Below are 22,747 nucleotides of genomic sequence, written 5' to 3'. Positions count from 1 at the left end.
TGGGCCCACTTCACGAAAGACCGGAATGATTGTCATCGAGGAGGGCCTGCCGACACCGCTTGGCGCGCATTTCGACGGCCGCGGCGTCAACTTCGCCCTCTTCTCGCAGAACGCGACCCGGGTCGATCTTTGCCTGTTCGATCCCGGGGCGCGTCACGAATCGCGCACGATCCGCCTGCCCTGCCGGACCGACGACGTCTTCCACGGCTATCTCCACGGCCTTCTGCCGGGGCAGCAATATGCCTACCGCGTGTTCGGTCCCTGGGATCCGGCGGCCGGTCACCGCTTCAACCCGGCCAAACTCGTCCTCGACCCCTATGCCCGCGAGATCGCCGGCCGCATCCGCTGGCACGACGCCCTCTACAGCCATCGCCATGGCGGCGCCCGTGAGGACCAGATGGACCGGCGCGACAGCGCTCCGTTCGTGCCCCGCGGCGTGGTCGCCCGCCCCGACACCCCCGACGCGATCGCCCTGCCCGCACCGCGCCCGCTCCAAGAGACGGTGATCTACGAGGCGCACGTCAAGGCGCTGACCCGGACGCATCCGGCGCTGTCGGAGGCCGAGCGCGGGACCTATCTCGGCCTCGCCCACCCGGCGATCATCGAGCACCTCTTGAAGCTCGGCGTCACCGCCCTCGAACTCCTGCCGATCCAGGCCTTCGCCGACGACCGCTTCCTGATCGACAAGGGCCTCGTCAATTTCTGGGGCTACCAGCCCTACAACTACTTCGCGCCGGAGCCGCGCTATCTCGGCGAGGGCGGGGCGAGCGGGCTGCGCTTCGCCATCCGCGAACTGGCCTCGGCCGGCATCGAGACCCTGATCGACGTGGTCTACAATCACACGGCGGAGGGTGATCATCTCGGGCCGACCCTCGCCTTCCGCGGCATCGACAATGCGAGCTACTACAAGCTCGACCCCGACAATCCACGCCGCAACATCGACTGTACCGGCTGCGGCAACACCCTGAACGTCGCCCATCCGCGGGTGATGCGGATGGTGCTCGACAGCTTGCGCCACTGGGTGACCGCTTACGGCGTGGCGGGTTTCCGCTTCGATCTCGCGACGAGCCTCGGCCGCGCGCCGAGCGACTTCTCACCCCAGGCCGCCTTCTTCCAGGCGGTGCAGCAGGACCCCGTTCTCTCGCGGGTCAAGCTCATCGCCGAGCCCTGGGATATCGGCGGAGGCGGCTACCAGCTCGGCGGCTATCCCTATGGCTGGAGCGAGTGGAACGACCAGTTCCGCGACAACCTCCGCGGCTTCTGGCGGGGGGATTCCGGCACGCTCGCCAAGCTGACTCAGGGACTCTCCGGCTCGCGCGAGATCTTCCTGCCCTCCGGCCGCTCGCCGCTCGCCAGCATCAACTTCGTCGCCTCGCATGACGGCTACACGCTCGCCGACGTGGTGGCCTACGAGGAGAAGCACAACGAGGCCAACGGCGAGGAGAACCGCGACGGCCACGGCCACAACCTCTCGGCCAATTACGGCGTCGAGGGGCCGACCGACGATACCCGTATCCTGGCCTTACGCGCCCGGCAGAAGCGCAACATGCTGGCCTGCGTGTTCTTCGCGCAGGGCGTGCCGATGCTGCTGATGGGCGACGAGCGATCCCGCACGCAAGGCGGCAACAACAACGCCTATTGCCAGGACGGCGCGTTGAGCTGGATGGATTGGGAGACCGATCCCGATCCGACGCTCACCGAGTTCGTCGCGAACCTCGCCGCGCTCCGCCGGGTCTGCCGTTCCTTGAGGCGGCGGCACTTCCTCGTCGGCAGCCGCGTCGGCGAGACGGCCCTGAAGGACGTGCACTGGCTCTCCCCCGACGGGACCGAGATGGACGCGGCCGCCTGGGGCGACGGCGAGCGCCGCGCCTTCGGCATGCAGATGAGCAACGACATCGAGGGATCGGAGCGCGTCCTCATCCTCATGAACGCGGCGCCGGAGCCCTGCCCCTTCGCCCTGCCGCCGGAACTCGGCGGCCCATGGCGCCCGGTCTTCGACACCACCCGCGACACCGGCACGGTCCCCGACGACGCGCGTCCGCCGGTTCCGGTCGGCGGCACCGTCGATCTGCCCGAGCGGGCGGTGCTGGTGCTGAAGTCGCCGCCCCTCCTCGATTGATCCGCTCAGGCGAGAAAACGTCCCGCGCGTCTCGGCTTCCTCCGCCCCCCGTGGCATCGTGCGGCCCGGATCACGACAGGCACAGGGACGGTATCGATGCAGGCGGAAAGCGGCGGCGCGGCGCGGGTGACGGTGGTCGATCACCCCCTCGTCCAGCACAAGCTGACGATGATGCGCGACGGCGAGCGCTCGACGAAGGGTTTCCGCGAACTCCTCAACGAGATCGGGATGCTGCTCGCCTATGAGGTGACCCGCGACCTGCCGCTCGAACCGGTCACCATCCAGACGCCGATTCAACCCATGGAAGGGCGCCGGATCGCCGGCAAGAAGCTCGTGCTCGCCCCGATCCTGCGGGCCGGCGTCGGCTTTCTCGACGGCATGCTCTCGCTGATGCCCTCGGCCCGCGTCGCCCATGTCGGGCTCTACCGCGATCCCGACACGCTCCAGGCGGTGGAGTATTATTTCAAGAGCCCGTCGGATCTGGCCGACCGGACCGTGCTGGTGCTCGACCCCATGCTCGCCACCGCCAATTCCGCGGTCGCGGCGGTGGAGCGGCTGAAGAGCCGGGGCGCGAAGGATCTCCGCTTCGTCTGCCTGCTCGCCGCGCCCGAAGGGATCGCCCGCTTCCAGGCGGCGCATCCGGACGTGCCGGTCTGGACCGCAGCCATCGACAGCCACCTCAACGACCACGGCTACATCGTGCCGGGCCTCGGCGATGCCGGCGACCGGATGTACGGCACCCGCTGACTTTTTTGCCGTCGGGTCCGGTATTCCGTTGGTCGTCACGCCGTGGCCGGCGTCATCGCGCGGCGGGGCCGACGCGAACCAGGGCTCGGCCCTGTCCGGAAGGGTCGCGCCGCCGGATCGCTTCGCGTTCGCTCGCGACGACGAAGGCGGTTCACCGCTCGACGCGCCCCGTCGCGTGCGCCATGTGACCCGAACTGCGAGCGACCGACCCGCCGCGTGAGTCCGAGGAGACCCCATGCCCACAAACCTGCCCGAGACCATGCGCCAGATCCGCTTCACTGGCGCGGGCGGTCCTGAGGTCATCGCGGTCGAGACCGTGCCGCTGCCCGAGCCCGCGGCCGGGCAGGTTCTGGTCGAAGTGGTCGCGGCGGGGGTCAACCGGCCCGACATCATGCAGCGCCAGGGCAGCTACCCGCCGCCCAAGGGCGCGACCGAGATTCCGGGCCTCGAGATCGCCGGCCGGATTGCGGCGCTGGGCGAGGGCGTGACGGGTTTTTCGGAGGGCGACGAGGTCTGCGCCCTCGTCATCAGCGGCGGTTACGCCGAATTCGCCGTCGCCGAGGCCGGGCAGGTGCTGAAGAAGCCCGGGCCGCTCTCGCTGGTGGAGGCCGCCGGCCTGCCCGAGACCACCTTCACCGTCTATTCCACGGTGATCCAGCGCGGGCGCCTGCAGAAAGGCGAGACCTTCCTCGTGCATGGCGGGTCGAGCGGCATCGGGACCACCGCGATCCAGATCGCCAAGCAGCACGGCGCCCGCGTCCTCACCACCGCCGGCTCCGCCGAGAAATGCCGGTTCTGCGAAGAGCTGGGCGCGGATGCCGCCATCAACTACCGCGAGGCCGATTTCGCCGAGGAGGTGAAGCGCCTCACCGACGGTCAGGGGGTCGATGTGATCCTCGACATGGTCGGAGCGGCTTACCTCTCGCGGAACATCGCCTCGCTGGCGGTGGAAGGGCGCCTCGTCCAGATCGCCTTCATGAAGGGCTTCAAGGCCGAGAACCTGACGCTCACCCCGATCATGCTCAAGCGCCTGACCATCACCGGCGCGACCCTTCGGGCCCAGGCCAAGGAGGCGAAGGCCGCCATCGCCGAGGGGTTGAAGCGGGATGTCTGGCCGCTGGTCGAGGCGGGCAAGATCCGGCCCGTCGTTCACGCCACCTTCCCGCTGGAGGAAGCGCGCAAGGCGCACGAGTTGATGGAAACCAGCAGCCACACGGGCAAGATCCTGCTCACGACGGGCCGCTGAAGCCTCATCCCGAAGATGTTCCCGGCAGTTTGAAAGAAGGGCTGCCGAACTGAGAACCTTGAGCTTCGTCCCGAATGCGGAACGAGCCTCAAGGCGCAGCTTACTCAGGAACTCTCGGAGCCGGACCGGCGTTGGCCAAGCATAACCGATGCCGACGCCGCCCCTTTCGTCGGGCGGAAGAGAGGGAATTTCATGGCCCAGATCGAGACCCAAACCGATGCCCGCCAGGGTGCGAAGGGCAAGCCTGTCCTCTACGTGCTGGTGGCGAGCCTCGTCCTGCTGGCGGTGGCCGCAGTCGGCCTCCTGAGCTGGAACCGGGCGGAGACGACGTCCGATTACGCCGGCAAGAGCCAGGAATCCTCGCGTGAGATAACCACGGGTTCCGTCAACAAGGCCCCGTCCTCCAACAGCGGCAACGTTCCGGCCGAGAACCCGGCCTATCCGCAGCCGGCGCAGAAGTCGGCTCAGTAAGGCCAAGCCGCACGATCACGAAAAGCCGCCCGGGACGATGTCTCGGGCGGCTTTTTCTTTTTCGTCGGAATGCGCTCTCGCAGCGCGAGGCCTCAGCGCGTCGGGATCGGCGTCTCGCCGCGGTAATCGTAGAATCCGCGCTTGGTCTTGCGGCCGAGCCAGCCGGCCTCGACGTACTTCACCAGCAGCGGGCAGGGGCGGTACTTCGAATCCGCCAGCCCCTCGTAGAGCACCTGCATCACGGACAGGCAGGTATCGAGGCCGATGAAGTCGGCGAGCTGCAGCGGCCCCATCGGGTGGTTCGCGCCGAGGCGCATCGCGGTATCGATCGACTCGACCGAACCCACGCCCTCGTAGAGCGTGTAGATCGCCTCGTTGATCATCGGCAGCAGGATGCGGTTGACGATGAAGGCCGGGAAGTCCTCGGACATGGTCGAGGTCTTGCCGAGCTTGGCGATGAAGGCCTTGGCCGATTCGTAGGTCGGATCTTCGGTGGCGATGCCGCGAATCAGCTCGACGAGCTGCATCACCGGCACCGGGTTCATGAAGTGGATGCCGATGAAGCGGTCCGGCCGATCGGTCGCCGCAGCCAACCGCGTGATCGAGATCGAGGAGGTGTTGGTCGCGACCAAGGCGTCGGGCTTGAGCGAGGGGCAGAGCGCCTGGAAGATCTTGCGCTTGGTCGCCTCGTCCTCGGTCGCCGCCTCGATGACGAGGTCGCAGGGCGCGAGGTCGTCGTAGCTGCGCGCCGCCGCGATGCGATCCAGGGCGCTGCGGCGCTGCTCGTCGCTCAGCGTTCCCTTCTGGACCTGACGTGTGAGGTTCGCGTCGATCTGCGCGAGACCGGCATCGATCCGCTGGGGATCGCGGTCGTTCAGCCGCACTTGGAGGCCCGACGTCGCGCAGACATGCGCGATGCCGTTCCCCATCTGGCCGGCACCGACGATGCCGACCGTCTTGATCTCGATGCCCATAACCGTATCGCGTCCTACCTGCTGCGGCATCGTCCTCTCGACCGCACCTCTAGAATGCGGCACTGCAACAAATGCGTCAAACCGGGCTCAAGCCGCAGGCGCCCAAGCCGGTTCGACGGTGTCGCGAGGTGCGTTACCGATCCGTCTACCGATGCGTCTAACGATCCTTGGCCTTGGCGATCTCGGCCTGCAAGTCCGGCACGACCTGAAACAGGTCGCCGACCAGCCCGTAATCCGCCACTTGGAAGATCGGCGCGTCCTCGTCCTTGTTGACGGCGACGATGACCTTCGAGTCCTTCATGCCGGCCAGATGCTGGATCGCGCCGGAGATGCCGACCGCGACGTAGAGGTCGGGCGCCACCACCTTGCCGGTCTGACCCACCTGCCAATCGTTCGGGGCGTAGCCGGCATCCACCGCCGCGCGCGAGGCACCGACCGCGCCGCCCAGCGCGTCGGCCAGCGGCTCGATCAGCTCCTTGAACTTCTCCGCCGAGCCGAGCGAACGGCCGCCGGAGACGATGAACTTGGCCGAGGCCAGCTCCGGCCGGTCGGACTTGGCGATCTCTTCCGACTTATAGGCGGCGCCCAGCGCGTCGGGCGCGGCCGCCGAGACCGCCTCGATCGCGGCGGAGGCGCTGCCCGGTTCCGCGGGCTTGAAGGCGGCGGTGCGCACGGTGATGACCCGCTTGCCCGCACCGGACTGCACGGTCTGGATCGCGTTGCCGGCGTAGATCGGCCGCTCGAAGGTGTCGGGCGAGACGACCTTGATGATGTCGGAGACCTGGGCGACGTCGAGGAGCGCGGCGACGCGGGGCAGGGTATTCTTGCCCGTGGTCGTGGCGGCGGCGACGATCGCGTCGTAGGGCTCGGCGATCGCGGCGATCAGGGCGGCGGTCGTCTCGGCGAGGTCGTGGTCGTAGGCGCCGTCCTCGGAATTCAGCACCGTCTCGATGCCCTCGAACTTGGCCACAGCCTCGGCCGCCGCCTTCGAGCCGGTGCCGAGCACCAGAGCGTGGATGGGCGCGCCCAGTTCCTTGGCAGCGGTCAGCGCCTTCAGCGTACCGTCCTTGATCTGCCCGTTGGCGTGCTCGACGTAGAGGAGCGTGGTCATCGGCGAAACTTCTCGACAAGAGGGGAGGCGCGCCGCTCGACCGGAGGCCGGGAGCGGCGCCGCGAGGATCGGAGCGGGATCAGAGCACGCCGGCTTCGACCTTGAGCTTCTGCACCAGCTCGGCCGCGGAGCCGACCTTGACGCCCGCCTGCCGGCCCGACGGCTCGACGACCTTGAGCACGGTCAGCTTCGGCGCGACGTCGATCCCGAGCCCCTCCGGAGTCAGCTCCTCCAGCGGCTTCTTCTTCGCCTTCATGATGTTGGGCAAGCTCGCGTAGCGCGGCTCGTTGAGGCGCAGATCCGTCGTGACGATCGCCGGCAGCTTGAGCGACACGGTCTGAAGGCCGCCATCGACCTCGCGGGTCACGTCGATCGCGCCCTCGCCGAATTCGAGTTTGAAGGCGAAGGTGCCCTGTGGCCAGCCGAGGAGTGCGGCGAGCATCTGGCCGGTCTGGTTCGAATCGTCGTCGATCGCCTGCTTGCCGAGGATGACGAGATTCGGGCTCTCTCGTCCGACGATCGCCTTCAGCACCTTGGCGACGGCGAGCGGCTCGCAATTCACATCGGTCTTGACCAGGATGGCCCGGTCGGCGCCCATGGCGAGCGCGGTGCGCAGGGTCTCCTGGGCCTGCTGCGGGCCGATCGAGACGGCGACGATCTCGGTGACCTTGCCCTTTTCCTTCAGACGGATCGCCTCTTCGACGGCGATCTCGTCGAAGGGGTTCATCGACATCTTGACGTTGGCGAGTTCCACGCCCGACCCGTCGGCCTTGACGCGGATCTTCACGTTGTAATCGACGACCCGCTTGACGGGCACCAGAACCTTCATGGCTGTCGCTTTCCTCCGCTCCTGCGAAGTCCCGGCGTCACTTGACGGACGGCTCTCGGACCCGCTTGACCGCGATCGATGGGATTGTCAGGGCGGCGGGACCGTAACGAGGCGATTTCCCGCTTGTCAACGCGCCTTATCGGGGGCGTGACCCGCGGCGATTCACCGGTTCTGGCCGGGCACCCAGAGCACGTCGTCGGCGCCGTCGCGGTTGGCCGCGCGGGAGGCCACGAACAGGAAGTCCGACAGCCGGTTGAGATATTGCAGGGCTTCCCCCGAAATTGCCTCGCTCTCGACGCCCGACAGCGCGACCACCAGCCGCTCGGCGCGGCGGCAGACCGTGCGGGCGAGGTGGAGCGCGGCGGCCGTGGCCGAACCGCCGGGCAGGACGAAGGATGTCAGCGGCGGGATGTTCGCGTTGAGCGCGTCGATCTCCGCCTCCAGCCGCTGCACCTGAGCGGGCACGATCCGCAGGGGCTCGTAGCCCAGCGGCGTGTCGCTCGGCGGGGTGGCGAGGTCGGCGCCGAGATCGAACAGGTCGTTCTGGATGCGCGCCAGCATCGCGTCGAGGGCGGGCTCGGCGGTGAGGCGGGCGAGGCCGATGCAGGCATTGGTCTCGTCGACCGTGCCGTAGGCCTCCACCCGCAGGTCCGCCTTGGAGCGGCGCTCGCCGTTGGCGAGCCCGGTCGTCCCCTGGTCGCCGGTGCGGGTGTAGATGCGGTTGAGCTTGACCACGGCGTCTCTCCCGCGGGCCTTTAAGTGTTCTTCAAAGAGAAGACCCGCCGGGCGATGTTTCGCGCCCGGCGGGTCTTTGCAACCCGTAAAACTCTGGCAAGCCGCAAAAGCGGCTTTTGGTCAGAAGGTGTAGCCGAGCTTGCCGCCGAAATTGGTCAGGCCGCGATTGTCGCCGCACAGGCCGGCATTCGACATGTGCTCGACGGTGGCCATGACGCTCCAGTGCGCGTCGATGCGGAAGCCGAGCGCCGCCGCCTCGCGGAACAGCGGATTGCAGCCCAGCGCGTTGAAGCCGTAGGGCGCATTCGCCTTCAGGCCGGTATAGCCGTTATGCGCCGCACCGCCGAAGAAGCCTTCGAGGAAGACGCGCCGGTTCAGGGTCTCGGGGAAGAGATCCACGGTCCAGGTGGCGCCGATATAGGCGTAGCTGGTGCGGCCGCCGGTGTTGTAGCTGCCGCCGACGGTGGGCCGCGGCACGAAGGCCTGCCAGAACGGATCGGTGGTGATCAACGGCTTGGCGAACAGGATCTCGCCGTTGACGTTCGCGGTGCTGAAGCCCGGCAGCTTGCCCTCGGCGCTGCCCGGATCCTGCACCGAGCCGCCGATGCGGACCTCGGAGACGATGGAGTAGGGCTGGACGGGGGCGAAGTAGGGCGGCGGAGCGGGAGCCCGGGCGGCGCCGAGATCGGCGGCCTGCGTGGCCGTGACAGCCGAAGCGGCCAGGGCGCCGACGAGAATCCGGGCAAGGGGTGACTTCATCGGCGGGCGGTCCGTCCGTTTCAACCCGCCTCGAATATCATGCCGCTCCGGACGCAGCCCGCGGATTCATCCGGCTCCAACGCTTTTGGCCGCCCGGTGGGGCGCCGACGCCACACTCCGGTCGGGAGCCGGCATCGCCGGTCACGTCACGGACGCGTCCGTCGGAGGCGGTGACCGCGCAGGGTGCGTGAGCCGCGATCATGCATCCACCGCGCGCCTCTCGCGTTGGGGTGGGCGATCCCGTGTCGGGGACGTGCCGGAGCCGGGGGGAAGCGATGCGGACGACGATGGCGATGGTGGGCGCAGCGGTTCTGGCCGCCGGCCTGCAGCCGGCCCGGGCGGCGGACGGGGCCCGGCTGACCGGGCTGTGGAAGCTCGTCTCCTACGAGGTCGAGGTCCGCAAGGACGGCGAGAAGCTGCCGGTGATGGGCGCGCACCCGACCGGCTACGCCTATTTCACGCCGGAGAAGCGCGTCTTCTTCGTCCTGACCGGGGAGGGCCGCAAGCCCGCCGAGACCGAGGCGGAGCGCGCGGCCCTGATGGGCACCCTCGTCTCCTACTCCGGAAAATTCCGCCTCGACGGTGACAGCTGGACCGCCGATCTCGACGTCGCCTGGGATCCGAAGTGGGTCGGCACGCAGCAGACCCGGATGTTCACGCTCGACGGCGACCGGCTGCAGGTACTCACCCCCTGGCGGGTGATGCCGAACTGGGCCGACAGGGGCGAGACCCGCAGCATCGTGACCTTCGAGCGCGCGAAGGAGTGAGATCGGCCGTGTCGGGCGGTCAGGCGGCCCGCCACCAGACCACGCCCATGATGACGATGATCGCGACGAATTGCAGGAGCACGCGCAGGCGCATCAGCTTCTGCGAGACGTTGGCGCTGCCGCCCCGCATCATGTTGACGAGGCCCAAGAGCAGCACGGCGGCCACGGCGAGGCAGGCGAGGAGAACAAGCTGGTTGGCAGACATGGGTCGTTGATCTCGTGAGAGGCCGTGCCCGCGCGAGCACGGCCCGAAATGGGGTTCGATCGGCGGGGTTCAGTTCCGGCGGAGCAGACGCTCGAAGTAATCGAGTTCTTCCTGCGGGCGCGAGGGGTCGCCGAGCTTGCGCCGCAACTCCTCCATGATCCGGCGGGCGCGCTGGACCGCGGATTCGTCGGCATTGGGCACCCGCACGTTGCCGTTCGAGAGGTCGCGCCCACGGGTCGGACGGCCGAGCGGGTCGTCGTCGGCGGAGCCCGAGCGGCCCTGCCGGCCCTGGGACTGGCCCTCCTGCTGGCCCTCGCCCTCCTGGCCCTCGGCCATCTGCTGCATCTGCTTCTGCATGCCCTCGGCACCGCGCTTCAGCCCGTCGAGGGCGCGGCCCTGCGCGTCCACCGCGTCGCCGTTGCGGCCCTGGCCGAGGGATTCCTCGGCCTCGCGCATGGCCTCCTCGGCATCCGCCAGCCCCTCTTCCCCCTGAAGCCCCTGCTGCTTCATCCGGTTCTTGAGATCCTGGAGCTGCTCGCGCAGGCCCTGCTGGCGCTGGCCCATGTTCTGGCCCTGCTGCCCGCCGCCCTGACCTTGCTGGCCCTGGCCGCGCTGCCCCTGCTGGCCGCGGCCCTGCTGCCCCTCCTGTTGGCCTTCCTGGCCCTCGCCCTGCCGGCCGGGCTGCTGCCCGCGCTGGCCTTGCTGCCCCTGCTGCTGGCCCGGCTGCGGTCGCTGGCGCTGGCCGGGACGCTGCTGGCCCTGCTGGCCTTCCTTGTAGGTCTCGTCGCGCAGGTCCTGCTGCTCGCGGGACATCTTGTCGAGTTCGTCGAGCTGCCGGTTCATCTCGGCCATGCCGCCGTCGGACTTCTGGCCGTTCTCGGCGTTCTGGAGGTTTTCGAGCACGTTGCGGAGTTGTTCGAGCAGGCGCTGGGCTTCCGCCGTGTCGCCGCGCTGCATCGCCTCCTGCATGTCCTTGATCATCTTCTCGAGATCGTCGGGCGTGACGGTCTGGCCGTTCTGCTGCTGTTGCTGGCGCTCCGATTGCTGCCGGTTCTGCGGCTTCGCCCGCTGGGCGAACTCCTTCATGAACTTGTCGAGGGCCTGTTTCAGATCCTCGGTGAGCTTCTTGACCTCCTCGTCCGGGGCGTTGCGCTCGATCGCCTCCTTGAGGCGGTCCTGGGCGGCGCGCAGGGCCTTCTCGGCATCCGAGAGGTCGCCGTCCTCGATCTTGAGGGCCATCTCCCACAGGAGGTCGGCGACGTTGGTGAGATCCTCGTCCGACTTCGCCGCCCGCAGCCGGTTGGCGGCGGTGGTGAGGCCGAGGAAGATCGCGGGCTGCGGCGTGAAGCGCTCCGGCGCGATCCGCAGGGCGTCGAGCGCGGTCTGGACGCGGGCGCGGTCCGCGTCGGGCGCGGTGACGAGGCGGCGGCGCTCCTCGGCGAGCGCGCGGGCGAGCGGCTGGCTGAAGGGACGGGCCGGCAGCACGATCTCGGCGGTCTCGGTGCGGCCCTCCTGCCCGGCCTCGTCGCGCACCACGAGGGTGAGCTTCACCCGTGCGCCGGACCAGGGATTGTCGGTGAGGTCGACCAGCGTCTTGGTGTCGGTCTCGCCCGTGGCGTCGGCCGGCAGCGCGAGCGGGATCTTCGGCACCGGAACGAGCGAGCGGCCGGGCTTCACCGGCTCGACCAGCCCCTCGGCGGCGGCGATGCCGTAATCGTCCTTGGCGCGGTAGCTGAGATTGAAGGTGCCGCGCCCGTTCACTTCGAGGTCGCCGACCTGGCTGACCTCGGGCGGCCGGTCGGGGATCGTCTCGATCACGAGGCGCTGCGGCTCCGATCCGGAGGTGGCGATGCCGAGTTCGGCGGTGCCGCCCGCGAGCCGGAAGCGCTCCTCCCGCAGGGTCGCGCGGGTCTCGTTGGCCTTCGCGCCGTTCTGCACGATGCTCTGCGGAGCGGGCCGGCCGGCGGTGTCCTTCTCGTCCTTGGCCACCGGCACAAGGGCGGCGTTCGGGGTCAGCTCCGCCTCGCCCTGGCCGGCGATGCGCACGATCAGGGTGGAATTGACCGGCGCGCGCAGGCGCTGCACCGGGTCCTTCGGGGTGCCCGACATCGTCACGATCAGCGGCGGCACGCGGGTGTAGATCGGCGGGTCGATCCAGCCATCGACGCGGAAGCTCGGTGCCGCGGCCTGGGGCTCGCGCCAGTCGAAGGCGGCGGCGACGCGCCCGCGCCATTCGGGGCCGGCGACGAACAGGGCGGCCAGCGCCGCGACGAGGACGCCCGCGCGGAGCGCCAGCGGATCGTGGCCCGGCATATGCGGGCGCGGGCGCCCGGCCTTCAGCCGCGCGACGGCGGCGGCGGCCCGCGACTGATGCAGGGCCCACAGGGCGCGGGTGACCGGATCGCTCTGGCCGACAGCTAGCGTGTCCTCGATCGAAGAAGCCGGATCATGCGCGGTCCCCCCCTTGCGGGCGGCCTCGCGGTCGATCCGGGCGAGCGCCTCGCGCCGGCTCAGGGCGCGGAGCCGAACGGCCGGCCACAAAGCGGCGGCGAACAGAGCGGCGAAGAACCCGAGCCCGACCATGCGCCCAACCGGGGACAAATCGAGCCACAGGCCGAGCCAGGAGGCGGCGAGGAAAGCCAGGACGACGCCAAGCCCGCGCCACAGCACCGGCCAAGCCCGCTCCCACAGGCCCGCAGCCCGCGCCTGCGCCACCAGCCGGTCGAGGCGGCGGCGCGGCGCGCCCTTTGGATCGCCGCTGCTCGAATTCGTCCGTTCGGCCTCGCTCATCGTGTCCGGTCGCGGCTCCCGCGGGCGCCGGGCAGACGAGCCCCGCGCACGAATGAGGAAGCTAGCATGGTGACGGGCGCGCTCCGCCGGGTCAAATCCGCCCAGCCGCGCTTGGTGCCGTCAGGCCGCGGCCAACGACAGGTCGCGACCGATCCGAGCGGCGAGCGGCACGCTCGCTCGGTTCTTTCCCTTGGCCTCGATCTCGAAATCGGTCCAGGCGAGGTGCCGGGCGACGAGCGCGTTGACCGCCTCGTTCCACATCAGGTCGGAATGGGCGGCCAGATCGCGCCAGGAATGCCCCTGCTCGGACAGCGCCGCGTAGTCCGGCAGCGTGCCGGTATCGTGCTCGGGCAGGACCGTTTCCCGTGAAACACTGATATGGCTCACCGGCCGCACCCCGCGCCACGAGGCGATCACCGCCGGGATCCGGGGATCGTCGGGTTCGAGATAGGCGCCGCGGCTCTCGACCCAGTGATGGTGGAGATCGAGCACCACCGGCACCCGGTCGCCGAGCCGCAGCACCGCGTCGAGGCCGAACAGCGACTCGTCGTTCTCGACGGTGAGCAGGTTGCGCGCCGTCTCCGAGATCAGCGACAGGCTATCCCGAAATCCCTCGATGCCGGGCTCGCGCCCGCCGATATGGATGTTCACGTGGGCGCCATGCGGGTGCCAGCCGGAGCCGTAGCCCAGCATCGCCATCACCTCGGCATGGTATTCGAGTTCGGCGATGCCGTTTTTCTGCGCGTTCGGGTTGCGCGAGGCGATGATGCAGAACGGACCGGGATGCATGCTGAGCCGCACGTCCCCCGCCCGCGCCTGCGCGCCGATCCGCGCGAGGCCGGCCTCGATCAGGGCGCGCATCGGGGCTTGCGCATAAAGCGGCTCTGCCACCGGATGGGTGTAGCCGGGGAGCACCGAACTCGCCATGCGCAGCAGCCGCTCCAGGGGCGGCCGGGCCGACACCCAGGCGATCTGGCGTTCCAGCGCCGCGAGGTTGTGGCGGACCACGCCCTCCAGCTTCTCGAAGCGCGCGGTGGGTTCGAGGCGCTCCAGATGCGCCATCGTCACCGTGCCGAGATTCATCAGCTTGGCCGCGTCCTTGGCGGCCTTCAGGGTTTTGTGGGCCGGGTCCGGATCGGGGATGAAGGTGCAGCAGAAGCCGAGGCGAGGCGGCTCGGAGGTGTTGGGACTGGGGGGGTTGGGCTTGCGCGACATGGGCCGATAACGCGTCAGGGCCGGCTTCGGCCCCCGGCAAAAAAGATCAATCCTCCGCGCGCAAAGCGTCCACCGCCGCCCCGGCGAGGTTGGCCGCCATCAGCCGCTCGGCCTCGCCCTCGACCGGCCGGAGGCGGGCGCCCAGGGCCGCGATCCGCGCTGCCGCCTCGCGGGCAAGCCGGGTGGCGGTGGCGAGATCGACCGCCGCGAACCGCACCGTCTCGCCCGGCCGACGCTGGGCGATCCGTCGCAGATCGGCGGAGATCACGGTGGCGACCTTCGGATAGCCGCCGGTGGTCTGGCGGTCGGCGAGCAGGACGATGGGGCGGCCCGAACCCGGCACCTGGACCGACCCGGCCACGGTGGCGTCGGAGACGATGTTGAAGCCGCCCGCACCGTGGGCGATCTCCGGTCCGTCGAGCTGATAGCCCATCCGGTCGGCCCGGTTCGACACCGTGAAGGGCTCGCTGAGGAAGGTCGCGAGGCTGGCTTGCGAGAACAGGTCGTCCTGCGGCCCGAGGACGACGCGGATCGGCGCATCGCGCTCCAGCGGGATCGGATCGAGGCTCGAGTCCGCCTCGCCCGAGGCCGGGGCGGCGAGCGGCAGGCGGTCGCCCTCGCGGCATGCGCGCCCGTCGAGGCCGCCGAGTGCCGCGCGCTGGTGGAGCGCCCGGCTGCCCATGACGCTGCGGACGGGAAAGCCGCCGGCCGCCGCGAGATAGGCGAACACGCCCTCGCGCGGTCGCTCGACCGTCAACGCCGAGCCCTCGCGCAGGACGAAGGAGCGATGCGCGGCGAGCGGCTCGCCATCGAGGCGCAGTCCGCTCGGCGCTCCCGCCAGCGCGAGGCGCACGGCCCCGCCCTCGACGCGCAGGCTCGCCCCGGCCAGCCCCAGTTCGAGCGCCGCCGCATCGGCCGGGTTGCCGACGAGGCGGTTGGCGGCGGCGAAGGCGAGCGGGTCCATCGGCCCGGAGGCCGAAAGCCCGAAGCGGAGATAGCCCCGCCGCCCGCCATCCTGAAGCGAGGCCGCGCCGGTGAGGCGGGCGAGATGGAGGTGGGCGCTCATCCCTCGCACAACTCGGCCACCGGTTCGCCGGCCTCCGCCGCGGCGGTGAGCGCGTCCCAGCGCCCGGCCGGGGTCGGGACGAACCGCACCCGGTCGCCGGGGCGGAGCAGGAAGACGGGGTCGCGCTCCGGCACGAAGGTCTTTTCGGGGGTTCGCCCCAGAAGATGCCAGCCGCTCGGGGCCGCGATGCTCGCCACCAGCGCCTGGGCGCCGCCGATGGAGATGGTGCCGGCCGGCGTGACCGGGCGCGGGGCGGGCCGGCGCGACAGGGCGAGCCCGGAATCGAGCCCTTCGAGATAGGCGTAGCCCGGCAGGAAGCCGATCATCGCGACCCGGTATTCCGGGGCGCTGTGGCGCGCGATCACCGCTTCGGGCGCGAGCCCGTGATGGGCGGCGACCGCGTCGAGATCGATCCCGAACGCGCCGCCATAGACCACGGGGATGCGCCACAGGCGCGGGGCCGGAACCACGGCGAGCAATTCGCCCGCGAGCGCCAGGACGGCCCGGCCGAGTGCGGCCGGATCGGCGCGGAGCGGATCGAGATGGACGGTCAGCGAGCGGTAGGTCGGCACCGTCTCCAGCACGCCGGGGAGGGCCCGCTCCGCGAGCGCCGTATCGAGGGCCAGCACGCGGGCGCTGAGGCGCGCATCGATGCCTGAGCCGAACTCGATGGTGAAGGCCGTATCTCCGCAGGGCAGCAGCCGCGGCGCGTCGTGCATCATGGCGGCAGGTTACCCAATCGGGCAGCCCGCCGCGAGACGTCGATCGTCAGAACCCGGCCGCGAGGCGGTGGGGCACCGCCGTTCGCCCGGCGGCTGCGGCCTGGCGGTAGAGTCCGCGGTGCTGGGGATCGGGCACCAGCGCCTCGGTGAGGCCGATCACGGTCTCGGCGGCGCCGAGCAGCAGCGCGCCGTCGGGGGCGAGCGTCTTGGCGATCCGCTCCAACACCTCGGTCTTGGTCGGCGCGTCGAAATAGATCAGCACGTTGCGGCAGTAGACGATGTCGAACTGGCCGAGATGCTCGAACGGGCTCAACAGGTTGAGCGGCCGGAAGCTCACCATTCCGGCGAGCGCCGGGCTGATCCGCCACTGCTCGCCGATCTGGGTGAAGTGCTTCACGAGGAGCTGCACCGGCAGGCCGCGCTGCACCTCGAAATGGCTGTAGAGGCCCAGCCGCGCCTTCTCCAAGACCTCGGTCGAGAGGTCGGTGCCGACGATCTCGATCTGCCAGCCGGCGAGTTGCGCCACGGCCTCTTGGATCATCATCGCGAGCGAGTACGGCTCCTGCCCCGTGGAGGCCGCCGCCGACCAGATCCGCAGGCGCCGCTGGGGCGCGCGTGCCGCGATGGCTTTCGGCAGCAGCACGTCGCGGAACAGGTCGAACGGCGCGCGATCGCGGAAGAAGAACGTCTCGTTGGTGGTCATCGCCTCGACCACGGCCTTCTCCAGCGCCCCCTCGCGCGACACCCGCAGGGTGCCGACGAGGTCGGTGAGCGTCGCGATCCCGAAACGGCGGCAGACGGGGGTGAGCCGGCTCTCCACCAGGTAACGCTTCTCCGCGCCGAGGCTGAGCCCGGAGCGCTTCCTGAGATAGTCGCGCAGGAACGTGAAATCCGCTTCGGTCATCAAACCCGCTCCGCGATCGCGTTGCGCAGAGCCGGTCCGATCTCGGGGAGCGGCAGGACGGCGTGGCACAGGCCCGCTTTGGCGACGCTTCCGGGCATGCCCCAGACCGTGCTGGTGGCTTCGTCCTGAGCGAGCATGATGCCGCCGGCCTCCACCAGCGCGCGGGCGCCGGCCGTGCCGTCCGAACCCATGCCGGTGAGGATGACGCTCAGCGTCGCCCCGCCGTAGAGCGCGGCGGCATCGAGGAACATGACGTCCACCGCCGGGCGGCAGAAGTTCACCGGTGGCCCGTCGTCGAGGCGGATGATGGTCTCGGTCGCGGAGCCTGCGAGCCGCATGTGGCGCCCGCCCGGGGCGACGTAGATGCGGCCGGGCTGCAACCGCTCGTCGGCCTTGCCCTCGGCGGCCGGCAGCCCGATCCGGGCGCCGAGATGCTCGGCGAAGACGGCGGTGAAGACCGGCGGCATGTGCTGGACGATCAGCACCGGCAGGCGCCGGAGCGTGGCCGCGCCGATCTTCTCCAGCACCTCGCCGACCGCCCGCGGGCCGCCGGTCGAGGAGCCGATCAGCAGGGCGCGCGGCGGCACCACGGTGCGCGGCTTCGGCCGCAGCGTCACCGTGCCCGACAGGCGCGAGACGGCCGGTGCGGCGGGCGCTGCGGAGGAGGCGGATTCGACCGCGGTCGGCGCGGGCCGGCGCCGGGCGCGGGCGGCCCCGAACACCCGGATGCGCTCGATCAGGTCGTTGCGGAAGCCGTCCGAGGTGGTGACGCCGCGGTTGCTCTCGGGCTTGGGGATGTAATCGACCGCACCGAGCGCGAGGCAGCGCAAGGAGACATCGGCGTTGCGCTGGGTCAGCGTCGACATCATCACGACCTGGATCCCCGGCTGCTTGGCGAGCATCAGGGGCAGGGCCTGGATGCCGTCGAGTTCCGGCATCTCGATGTCGAGGAGCACCACGTCGGGGTTGCAGCGGGCCAGCGCGTCCACGGCGGCGCGGCCGTTGGGCGCGGTGGCGACCACCTCGTGGCCCGCCTCGCCGAGCCAGCGCGAGACGAGCCCGCGCACCACCGCCGAATCGTCGGCGACCAGCACCTTGATCGGGCTGCGCGCCGCCGGAGCCTGTGCGACGGCCGGGAATGCCGACATGGGGGAACTCGTTTCCGGGGGAGCGAAATGAAGGGCGGAGGCCTGGGCAAACCCCCGGAGACGGATCAGGCGGCTACGGACGGATGGACCGCGAAGCCGACCTGATCGAGCTTGGCCATCATGATCTCCCGGTCGAAGGGCTTCATGATGTACTCGTCGGCGCCCGCGCGGAGCGCCCGGGCGATGGCGCCGAGATCGTTCTCGGTGGTGCAGAACAGAACCTTCGGCTGGTCGCCGAGCGGGGACTGACGCAGGTGCCGCAGCACCTCGTAGCCGTCCATGTTCGGCATGTTCCAGTCGAGCAGGATCACCGTCGGCATCGCTTCCGCGCACATCGCCAGCGCCGTGACGCCGTCTTCCGCGTCGCGGACGCTGAAGTCGAGGGTTTCCAGGATGCGGCGGGCGACCTTGCGGATCACCGCCGAGTCATCGACGATCAGCGCCGTCTTCGCCGGGTTCTTGGTCGATTTCTTGGTCGGGCCGGTCATCACGCGCGCATCCCTTGGCTTCAGGCGACCTTCGCCTCGCGGGCATCGCCGAAGGCGAGCAGCGCATCGACGTCGAGGATGACCAGGAGGCGCCCGTCGAGACGGTGGACGCCGAGCGAGAGGTCGCGCCAGCGGGGATCGAGGTTGATCGGCACCGGCTCCTGCGTGTCGGCGCCGAGCTTCAGCACCTCGCCGACACCGTCGACGATGAGCGCGAAGGTCTCGCCCGCCTGCTCCAGGCCGATCGCCATCTCGGCCGCGCCCGCCTCGCGGCCGGGGATGCCGAGGCGGCGGCGCAGGCACAGGGCCGTGACGACCCGTCCGCGCAGGTTCAGGAGGCCGACGATTTCCCGGGGCGAGAGCGGCACCGGGGTGATGCCGGCGGGCACGAACACGTCGTGCACCCGGTCGATGGTGAGCCCGAACATCGTCTCGCCGACGAAGACGGTGACGTAGTCGGTGGTGTCGGTGGGAACGGTGTTTCCGTTGGCGGCCTGCATGGCGGCGTATCCTCTTCCGGTCCGTTCGTGGTTCAGGCAGCGGCGCGGGCGTCGGCCGCTTGGGCGGCTTCGCCGATCTCGGCGAGCGCCGCGATCAGGCCGCTGCGGTCGAACTTGGCGACGAGATCGCTGATGGCGAGGCGTCGCGCCTGTTCGATGGCGTCGGGGGCGACCGTGCCGGTGAGCGCGATCACCGGCATCGCGGCCAGCCGCCCGCCGCTCTTGCGCATGGCGGCGACGAGGTCGAAGCCGCTGCGGCCGGGCATGTCGAGATCGCTGACCACGAGGTCGATGCTGGCACTCCCCTTGAGCAGACCGAGTGCCTCTTCGGCGGAGGACGCGGTCGTCACGCCGTAGCCCGCCGCCTTGAGGACGGGGGTGAGCATGTCGCGGAAGAAGGCCGAGTCGTCCACGAGCAGGAGCGAGGGCGCCTTGACCACCGACTTGCGCGGGCCCCGCGCCCAGTCGTCGTAGGCGAGCGGCAGGAAGTGGGCGATGTTGATGATGTCGGTCGCCCGGCCCCGCAGAACCGCCGAGCCGATGAGGTCGGAGCGGTCCGCCGAGATCTCGATGTCGAGGCGCTCCTCGACGATGTCGACGATCTCGTCCACGACGAGGCCCATCGCCCGGTCGCCGTCGGAGAACACGACCAGCGCCTGGCTGCCCTCCGAGCGGATCGGAACCGCCGGATCGGCCGGCACCAGCGGCATGAGGCGGCCGCGGTACTGGATCAGCGGACGCCCGCCGAGATGCTCGATCTTCGAGGCGTCGATCTCCTCCAGCCGGGTGACGAGCGAGAGCGGCACCGCCTTGAAGCCGCCGCCGCCGCCCTTGAACACGAGGAGCGTCGCCTTGGCGTCGCCGGCCTCGACCTCCTCGGACTCGGTCTCCGTCGCCGCGCCGGACTGGGCGCTCTGGCCCACCAGCTTGGCGACGCCGTTGGGATCGACGATCAGTACCACGGCGCCGTCGCCGAGGATCGTGTTGCCGGCAAAGAGTGGGATGTGCCGCAGCTTCGACGACATCGGCTTCACGACGATCTCTTCCGTGTGGAAGACCTCGTCCACGAGCACGCCGAAGCGCTGCCGGCCGACCTGAGCCACCACCACGAAGCCGGATTCCACGACCTCGCCCTCCTCGACGGTCGCCTGCCCGCGCATCAGCCCGTTGAGGGTGACGATCGGCAGGAGCCGCTCGCGCAGGCGCAGCACCGGCGCGCCGTGGATGCGCTCGATGGAGTTCGCGCTGGTGTTGTCACCCTTGGGATCGACCCGCACCAGCTCCAGCACCGCAATCTGCGGCACGGCGTAGCGCTGTGCGCCGGCCTTGACGATCAGCGCCGAGACGATGGCGAGCGTCAGCGGGATCTTGATGGTGAAGGTCGTGCCCTTGCCCAGTTCGGTGGCGATGTCGACCACGCCGCCGATGGTTTCGATGTTGGTCTTGACAACGTCCATGCCGACGCCGCGGCCGGAGACCGAGGTCACCGCCTTGGCGGTGGAGAAGCCGGCGTGGAAGATGAACTTCGCGACCTGCGCGTCGGTCATCCGCTCGATGTCGGCGGCGGGCGCGAAGTTGCGCTCGACCGCCTTCTTGCGGATCGCGGCGAGGTCGAGGCCCTTGCCGTCGTCGGCGATCTCGATCGTGATCGTGCCGCCCTCGTGGTAGGCGGAGAGACGGATCGCGCCACGGGCGGGCTTGCCGGCCTTGATGCGCTCGTTGGTGGACTCGATGCCGTGATCGGCCGAGTTGCGCACCATGTGGGTGAGCGGGTCCTTGATGACGTCGAGCACCTGGCGGTCGAGTTCGGTCTCGGCGCCCGACATCACGAGGTCGATACCCTTGCCGAGTTCGGCCGAGAGGTCGCGCACGACGCGGGGCAGCTTCTGCCACGCATTGCCGATCGGCTGCATGCGCGTCTTCATCACGCCTTCCTGCAGCTCGGCCGTGACGTGGCTGAGGCGCTGGAGCGGGACCTTGTAGCCGGAATCCTCGTGACGGCGGGCGATCTCGAGGAGCTGGTTGCGGGTCAGCACCAGTTCCGAGACCATCGTCATCAGGTGCTCGATGGTGTCGACGTTCACGCGGATCGTCTGCACCTTGGCGGCCACCGCACTCTCACCGCCCTCGGCGGCGGGCGACGCGGCCGCCGTGGCCGCAGGGCGCTCCGGAGCCGGGGCCGCGGGCTCGGGGGCGCTGTCGAAAGCGGGCTCGCCCGCGTCGAAGACGTGGGCCGGAGCGTCCATGGCGGGCGCGGCGGCAAAGTCGTCGGGGCCGGGGGCTTCCATGAAAGCCCGTTCGAGATCGTCCAGCGAGACTTCACCGGGCTTGAGCTCGCGCTCGACGATCGGCGGCAGCTCGGGAAGCGGCGGCGGCGGCGGAGCCGCGGCGACGGGCGATTCCTCGGAGGCCATCTTCTCCAGGGCCCCGATCAGGTCTTCGTCGGCGCCGCCCGGCTCGGAGCCGGTGGCTTCCAAGTCGCCCAGGATCGCCTTGAGGCGGTCGAGGGTGGCCAGGATCAACGTGACCGAGGCGCCGCTGACGGGATAGCCGTCGCGGAAGCGCCCCATCAAGGTCTCGGCGGCGTGCGCCAGCGCTTCGAGGCGCGGCAGGCCGAGAAACCCGCACGTCCCCTTGATGGTGTGGACGAGCCGGAAGATATTGCGCAAGATCTGCTGGTTATTGGGGTCCTGTTCGAAACGGACCAGCTCCGCATCGACGGTGTCCAGATGCTCGGCGCTCTCGACCAGAAACTCGCGAAGCAGATCGTCCATGGGGGGTACTCGTCTACGCGCACAAAGGGACGTGCGACGAGCACTCTCGCCTCGGAAAGTTATTGAAGCGTTGAGGGTGGGGCCGACTTCACAATTGTTTTGAGAAGACGGCTGCAAGAATTTGCGCGAACCCGCCTCGGCTTGCTTTCCCGTGGGATGGTGGCGGCGTCGGCCGCGTCAGGCGAGCTGCGTATCCGGCGGGGCGCTGTCGGAGGGGCGCTCGTCCTCGATGCTGGGGGCGGGGGCGCCGGGCAGCCCGACCGCGGCCTCGGTCGGCGTGGCGGCGACCGTCACCTCGTCGCCCTCGATGGTGAAGCGCACGTCCATCGCCGCCGCGCGGGCGACGAGACCGGCATAGAACGGCAGGATGCCGTGGGCATCGACGGTGCCGCCCTCGGGCGTGCCGGCGATCAGCCCCTCGACATGGGGCGGGATGCGCGCATGGCTGCCCTTGGCGCGCAGGATGAAGCGCGGAGCATCGCCGCCGCCGGTCACCGCCACGTCGATCAGGCCGCCGCGCGGGATCGCGCTCGAGGCGATCACCACGAGGTTGAGCAGCAGCTTGACCTTGTTCTTCGGAAACAGCGCCTGAGGCGCGCTCCAGGCGATCTGCGTCTTCTCGTCGGCGAACATGGCCTTCGAGACCTTCTCGGCATCGGCCAGATCGATCGAGGCGCCGGCCGAGCCCGCCGCGCCGAAGGCGATACGGGCGAACTGGATCCGGGCCGAGGCAGTGCGCGCGCTCTTGCGGATCAACTCCAGCGCGAATTCGCGCATCGAGGGGTCGTCGTCGTCCTCCAGCACTTCGAGCCCGTTCACGATCGCGCCGATCGGGCTGATCACATCGTGGCACACGCGCGAGCACAGCAGCGCCGAGAGATCGAGGGCGTCGAGGGTGAGGCTGCTGGTACCGCTCATACTACCGCTCATGGCGCGCTCCGTTCCCGGTTGTCGAAACCGGCTATTCGAAAGTGGTGTCGCGAGGTGTCGTCGATCGCGGAGGTGGCCTGCCCCCTCGGATGCCGCGGACACCGGATAGGGCCAAGCGAATAGTCACCGGCGGCCGCTTTGGAAAGCCGGCGACATCAATCCGTCCGGCTCGCCGGTCGCGCGCGAGGGCGCCACGGCCAATCGTCGATCCCCATTGCGGCGTGCCTTTCCCGGACAAGGCCGCCGC

At 69.9% G+C, this 22,747-nt stretch carries 21 protein-coding genes; 5 read left to right on the top strand and 16 right to left on the bottom strand.

From position 1 onward, the window contains the following. Positions 1 to 25 precede the first annotated feature (25 nt). The 4 genes from glgX to E4V01_RS02885 all read left to right on the top strand — a co-directional run bounded on the left by glgX (position 26) and on the right by E4V01_RS02885 (position 4,583). The gene (gene glgX, locus E4V01_RS02900) at positions 26 to 2,119 is read left to right on the top strand and encodes a glycogen debranching protein GlgX (protein ID WP_135297334.1); all 2,094 of its coding nucleotides are present in this window, start codon (positions 26 to 28) and stop codon (positions 2,117 to 2,119) included. Positions 2,120 to 2,215: 96 nt separating this feature from the next. Beyond that, positions 2,216 to 2,866 (top strand): uracil phosphoribosyltransferase, encoded by a 651-nt coding sequence (gene upp / locus E4V01_RS02895; protein ID WP_060769210.1) that lies wholly within the window; start codon positions 2,216 to 2,218, stop codon positions 2,864 to 2,866. 235 nt (positions 2,867 to 3,101) lie between these two features. After that, positions 3,102 to 4,112 (top strand): NAD(P)H-quinone oxidoreductase, encoded by a 1,011-nt coding sequence (locus E4V01_RS02890; RefSeq protein WP_060769209.1) that lies wholly within the window; start codon positions 3,102 to 3,104, stop codon positions 4,110 to 4,112. Positions 4,113 to 4,304: 192 nt separating this feature from the next. After that, complete coding sequence (locus tag E4V01_RS02885) at positions 4,305 to 4,583, top strand: hypothetical protein (protein ID WP_060769208.1); 279 nt, start codon at positions 4,305 to 4,307, stop codon at positions 4,581 to 4,583. 92 nt (positions 4,584 to 4,675) lie between these two features. Here the strand turns inward: E4V01_RS02885 and E4V01_RS02880 are convergent, their stop codons facing one another. From E4V01_RS02880 to E4V01_RS02860, 5 genes are all read right to left on the bottom strand, one after another. Next, entirely contained in the window at positions 4,676 to 5,557 is an 882-nt protein-coding gene (locus tag E4V01_RS02880) for a 3-hydroxybutyryl-CoA dehydrogenase (protein WP_060769207.1), read from the bottom strand. 157 nt (positions 5,558 to 5,714) lie between these two features. Further along, positions 5,715 to 6,668: an electron transfer flavoprotein subunit alpha/FixB family protein gene (locus E4V01_RS02875; RefSeq protein ID WP_135297333.1), complete on the bottom strand. Its 954-nt coding sequence runs from the start codon at positions 6,666 to 6,668 to the stop codon at positions 5,715 to 5,717. A 79-nt stretch (positions 6,669 to 6,747) separates the two neighbouring features. Further along, positions 6,748 to 7,497: an electron transfer flavoprotein subunit beta/FixA family protein gene (locus E4V01_RS02870; protein ID WP_060769205.1), complete on the bottom strand. Its 750-nt coding sequence runs from the start codon at positions 7,495 to 7,497 to the stop codon at positions 6,748 to 6,750. A gap of 162 nt (positions 7,498 to 7,659) precedes the next feature. Further along, the gene (locus E4V01_RS02865; protein ID WP_060769204.1) at positions 7,660 to 8,232 is read right to left on the bottom strand and encodes a cob(I)yrinic acid a,c-diamide adenosyltransferase; all 573 of its coding nucleotides are present in this window, start codon (positions 8,230 to 8,232) and stop codon (positions 7,660 to 7,662) included. Between the two features lie 120 nt (positions 8,233 to 8,352). Beyond that, positions 8,353 to 8,991 carry an acyloxyacyl hydrolase gene (locus tag E4V01_RS02860; RefSeq protein WP_060769203.1) on the bottom strand — a complete coding sequence of 213 codons (639 nt, stop codon included), beginning with the start codon at positions 8,989 to 8,991 and terminating at the stop codon, positions 8,353 to 8,355. A 275-nt stretch (positions 8,992 to 9,266) separates the two neighbouring features. Here E4V01_RS02860 and E4V01_RS02855 point away from each other — a divergent pair, with 275 nt between their 5' ends. Further along, on the top strand, positions 9,267 to 9,758 hold the full coding sequence (locus tag E4V01_RS02855; protein WP_193763133.1) for a lipocalin-like domain-containing protein: 492 nt from the start codon (positions 9,267 to 9,269) through the stop codon (positions 9,756 to 9,758). A 19-nt stretch (positions 9,759 to 9,777) separates the two neighbouring features. Here E4V01_RS02855 and E4V01_RS02850 read toward each other — a convergent pair whose 3' ends face one another. The 11 genes from E4V01_RS02850 to chpT all read right to left on the bottom strand — a co-directional run bounded on the left by E4V01_RS02850 (position 9,778) and on the right by chpT (position 22,488). Beyond that, the gene (locus E4V01_RS02850; protein WP_060769201.1) at positions 9,778 to 9,963 is read right to left on the bottom strand and encodes a twin transmembrane helix small protein; all 186 of its coding nucleotides are present in this window, start codon (positions 9,961 to 9,963) and stop codon (positions 9,778 to 9,780) included. Positions 9,964 to 10,032: 69 nt separating this feature from the next. Continuing rightward, the gene (locus E4V01_RS02845; RefSeq protein WP_135297332.1) at positions 10,033 to 12,753 is read right to left on the bottom strand and encodes a TIGR02302 family protein; all 2,721 of its coding nucleotides are present in this window, start codon (positions 12,751 to 12,753) and stop codon (positions 10,033 to 10,035) included. Positions 12,754 to 12,873: 120 nt separating this feature from the next. Beyond that, entirely contained in the window at positions 12,874 to 13,968 is a 1,095-nt protein-coding gene (locus tag E4V01_RS02840; protein WP_135297331.1) for a UV damage endonuclease UvsE, read from the bottom strand. 46 nt (positions 13,969 to 14,014) lie between these two features. Then, entirely contained in the window at positions 14,015 to 15,034 is a 1,020-nt protein-coding gene (locus tag E4V01_RS02835; RefSeq protein WP_135297330.1) for a biotin-dependent carboxyltransferase family protein, read from the bottom strand. Beyond that, positions 15,031 to 15,756 (bottom strand): 5-oxoprolinase subunit PxpB, encoded by a 726-nt coding sequence (gene pxpB, locus E4V01_RS02830; protein WP_135297329.1) that lies wholly within the window; start codon positions 15,754 to 15,756, stop codon positions 15,031 to 15,033. The genes E4V01_RS02835 and pxpB overlap by 4 nt, the downstream gene beginning before the upstream one ends. A 46-nt stretch (positions 15,757 to 15,802) precedes the next feature. Then, on the bottom strand, positions 15,803 to 16,660 hold the full coding sequence (locus E4V01_RS02825) for a protein-glutamate O-methyltransferase CheR (RefSeq protein ID WP_135297328.1): 858 nt from the start codon (positions 16,658 to 16,660) through the stop codon (positions 15,803 to 15,805). Continuing rightward, positions 16,660 to 17,808 (bottom strand): chemotaxis response regulator protein-glutamate methylesterase, encoded by a 1,149-nt coding sequence (locus tag E4V01_RS02820; protein WP_135297327.1) that lies wholly within the window; start codon positions 17,806 to 17,808, stop codon positions 16,660 to 16,662. Before E4V01_RS02820 ends, E4V01_RS02825 begins: the two co-directional genes overlap by 1 nt. Positions 17,809 to 17,873: 65 nt before the next feature. Next, positions 17,874 to 18,296, bottom strand: a complete 423-nt coding sequence (locus E4V01_RS02815; RefSeq protein WP_135297326.1) for a PleD family two-component system response regulator — start codon at positions 18,294 to 18,296, stop codon at positions 17,874 to 17,876. Positions 18,297 to 18,316: 20 nt separating this feature from the next. Beyond that, positions 18,317 to 18,796, bottom strand: a complete 480-nt coding sequence (locus tag E4V01_RS02810) for a chemotaxis protein CheW (RefSeq protein WP_056204746.1) — start codon at positions 18,794 to 18,796, stop codon at positions 18,317 to 18,319. A 32-nt stretch (positions 18,797 to 18,828) separates the two neighbouring features. Beyond that, the gene (locus E4V01_RS02805; RefSeq protein ID WP_135297325.1) at positions 18,829 to 21,570 is read right to left on the bottom strand and encodes a hybrid sensor histidine kinase/response regulator; all 2,742 of its coding nucleotides are present in this window, start codon (positions 21,568 to 21,570) and stop codon (positions 18,829 to 18,831) included. Between the two features lie 177 nt (positions 21,571 to 21,747). Then, positions 21,748 to 22,488 carry a histidine phosphotransferase ChpT gene (gene chpT / locus E4V01_RS02800; RefSeq protein WP_060769193.1) on the bottom strand — a complete coding sequence of 247 codons (741 nt, stop codon included), beginning with the start codon at positions 22,486 to 22,488 and terminating at the stop codon, positions 21,748 to 21,750. Positions 22,489 to 22,747 lie beyond the last annotated feature (259 nt).

Origin of the sequence: Methylorubrum sp. Q1 (genome assembly GCF_004683995.1) — a bacterium.
Classification (GTDB): domain Bacteria; phylum Pseudomonadota; class Alphaproteobacteria; order Rhizobiales; family Beijerinckiaceae; genus Methylobacterium.
Note: the sequence above shows the minus strand (reverse complement) of the source record. Positions and strands in the feature narration are given on the sequence as shown.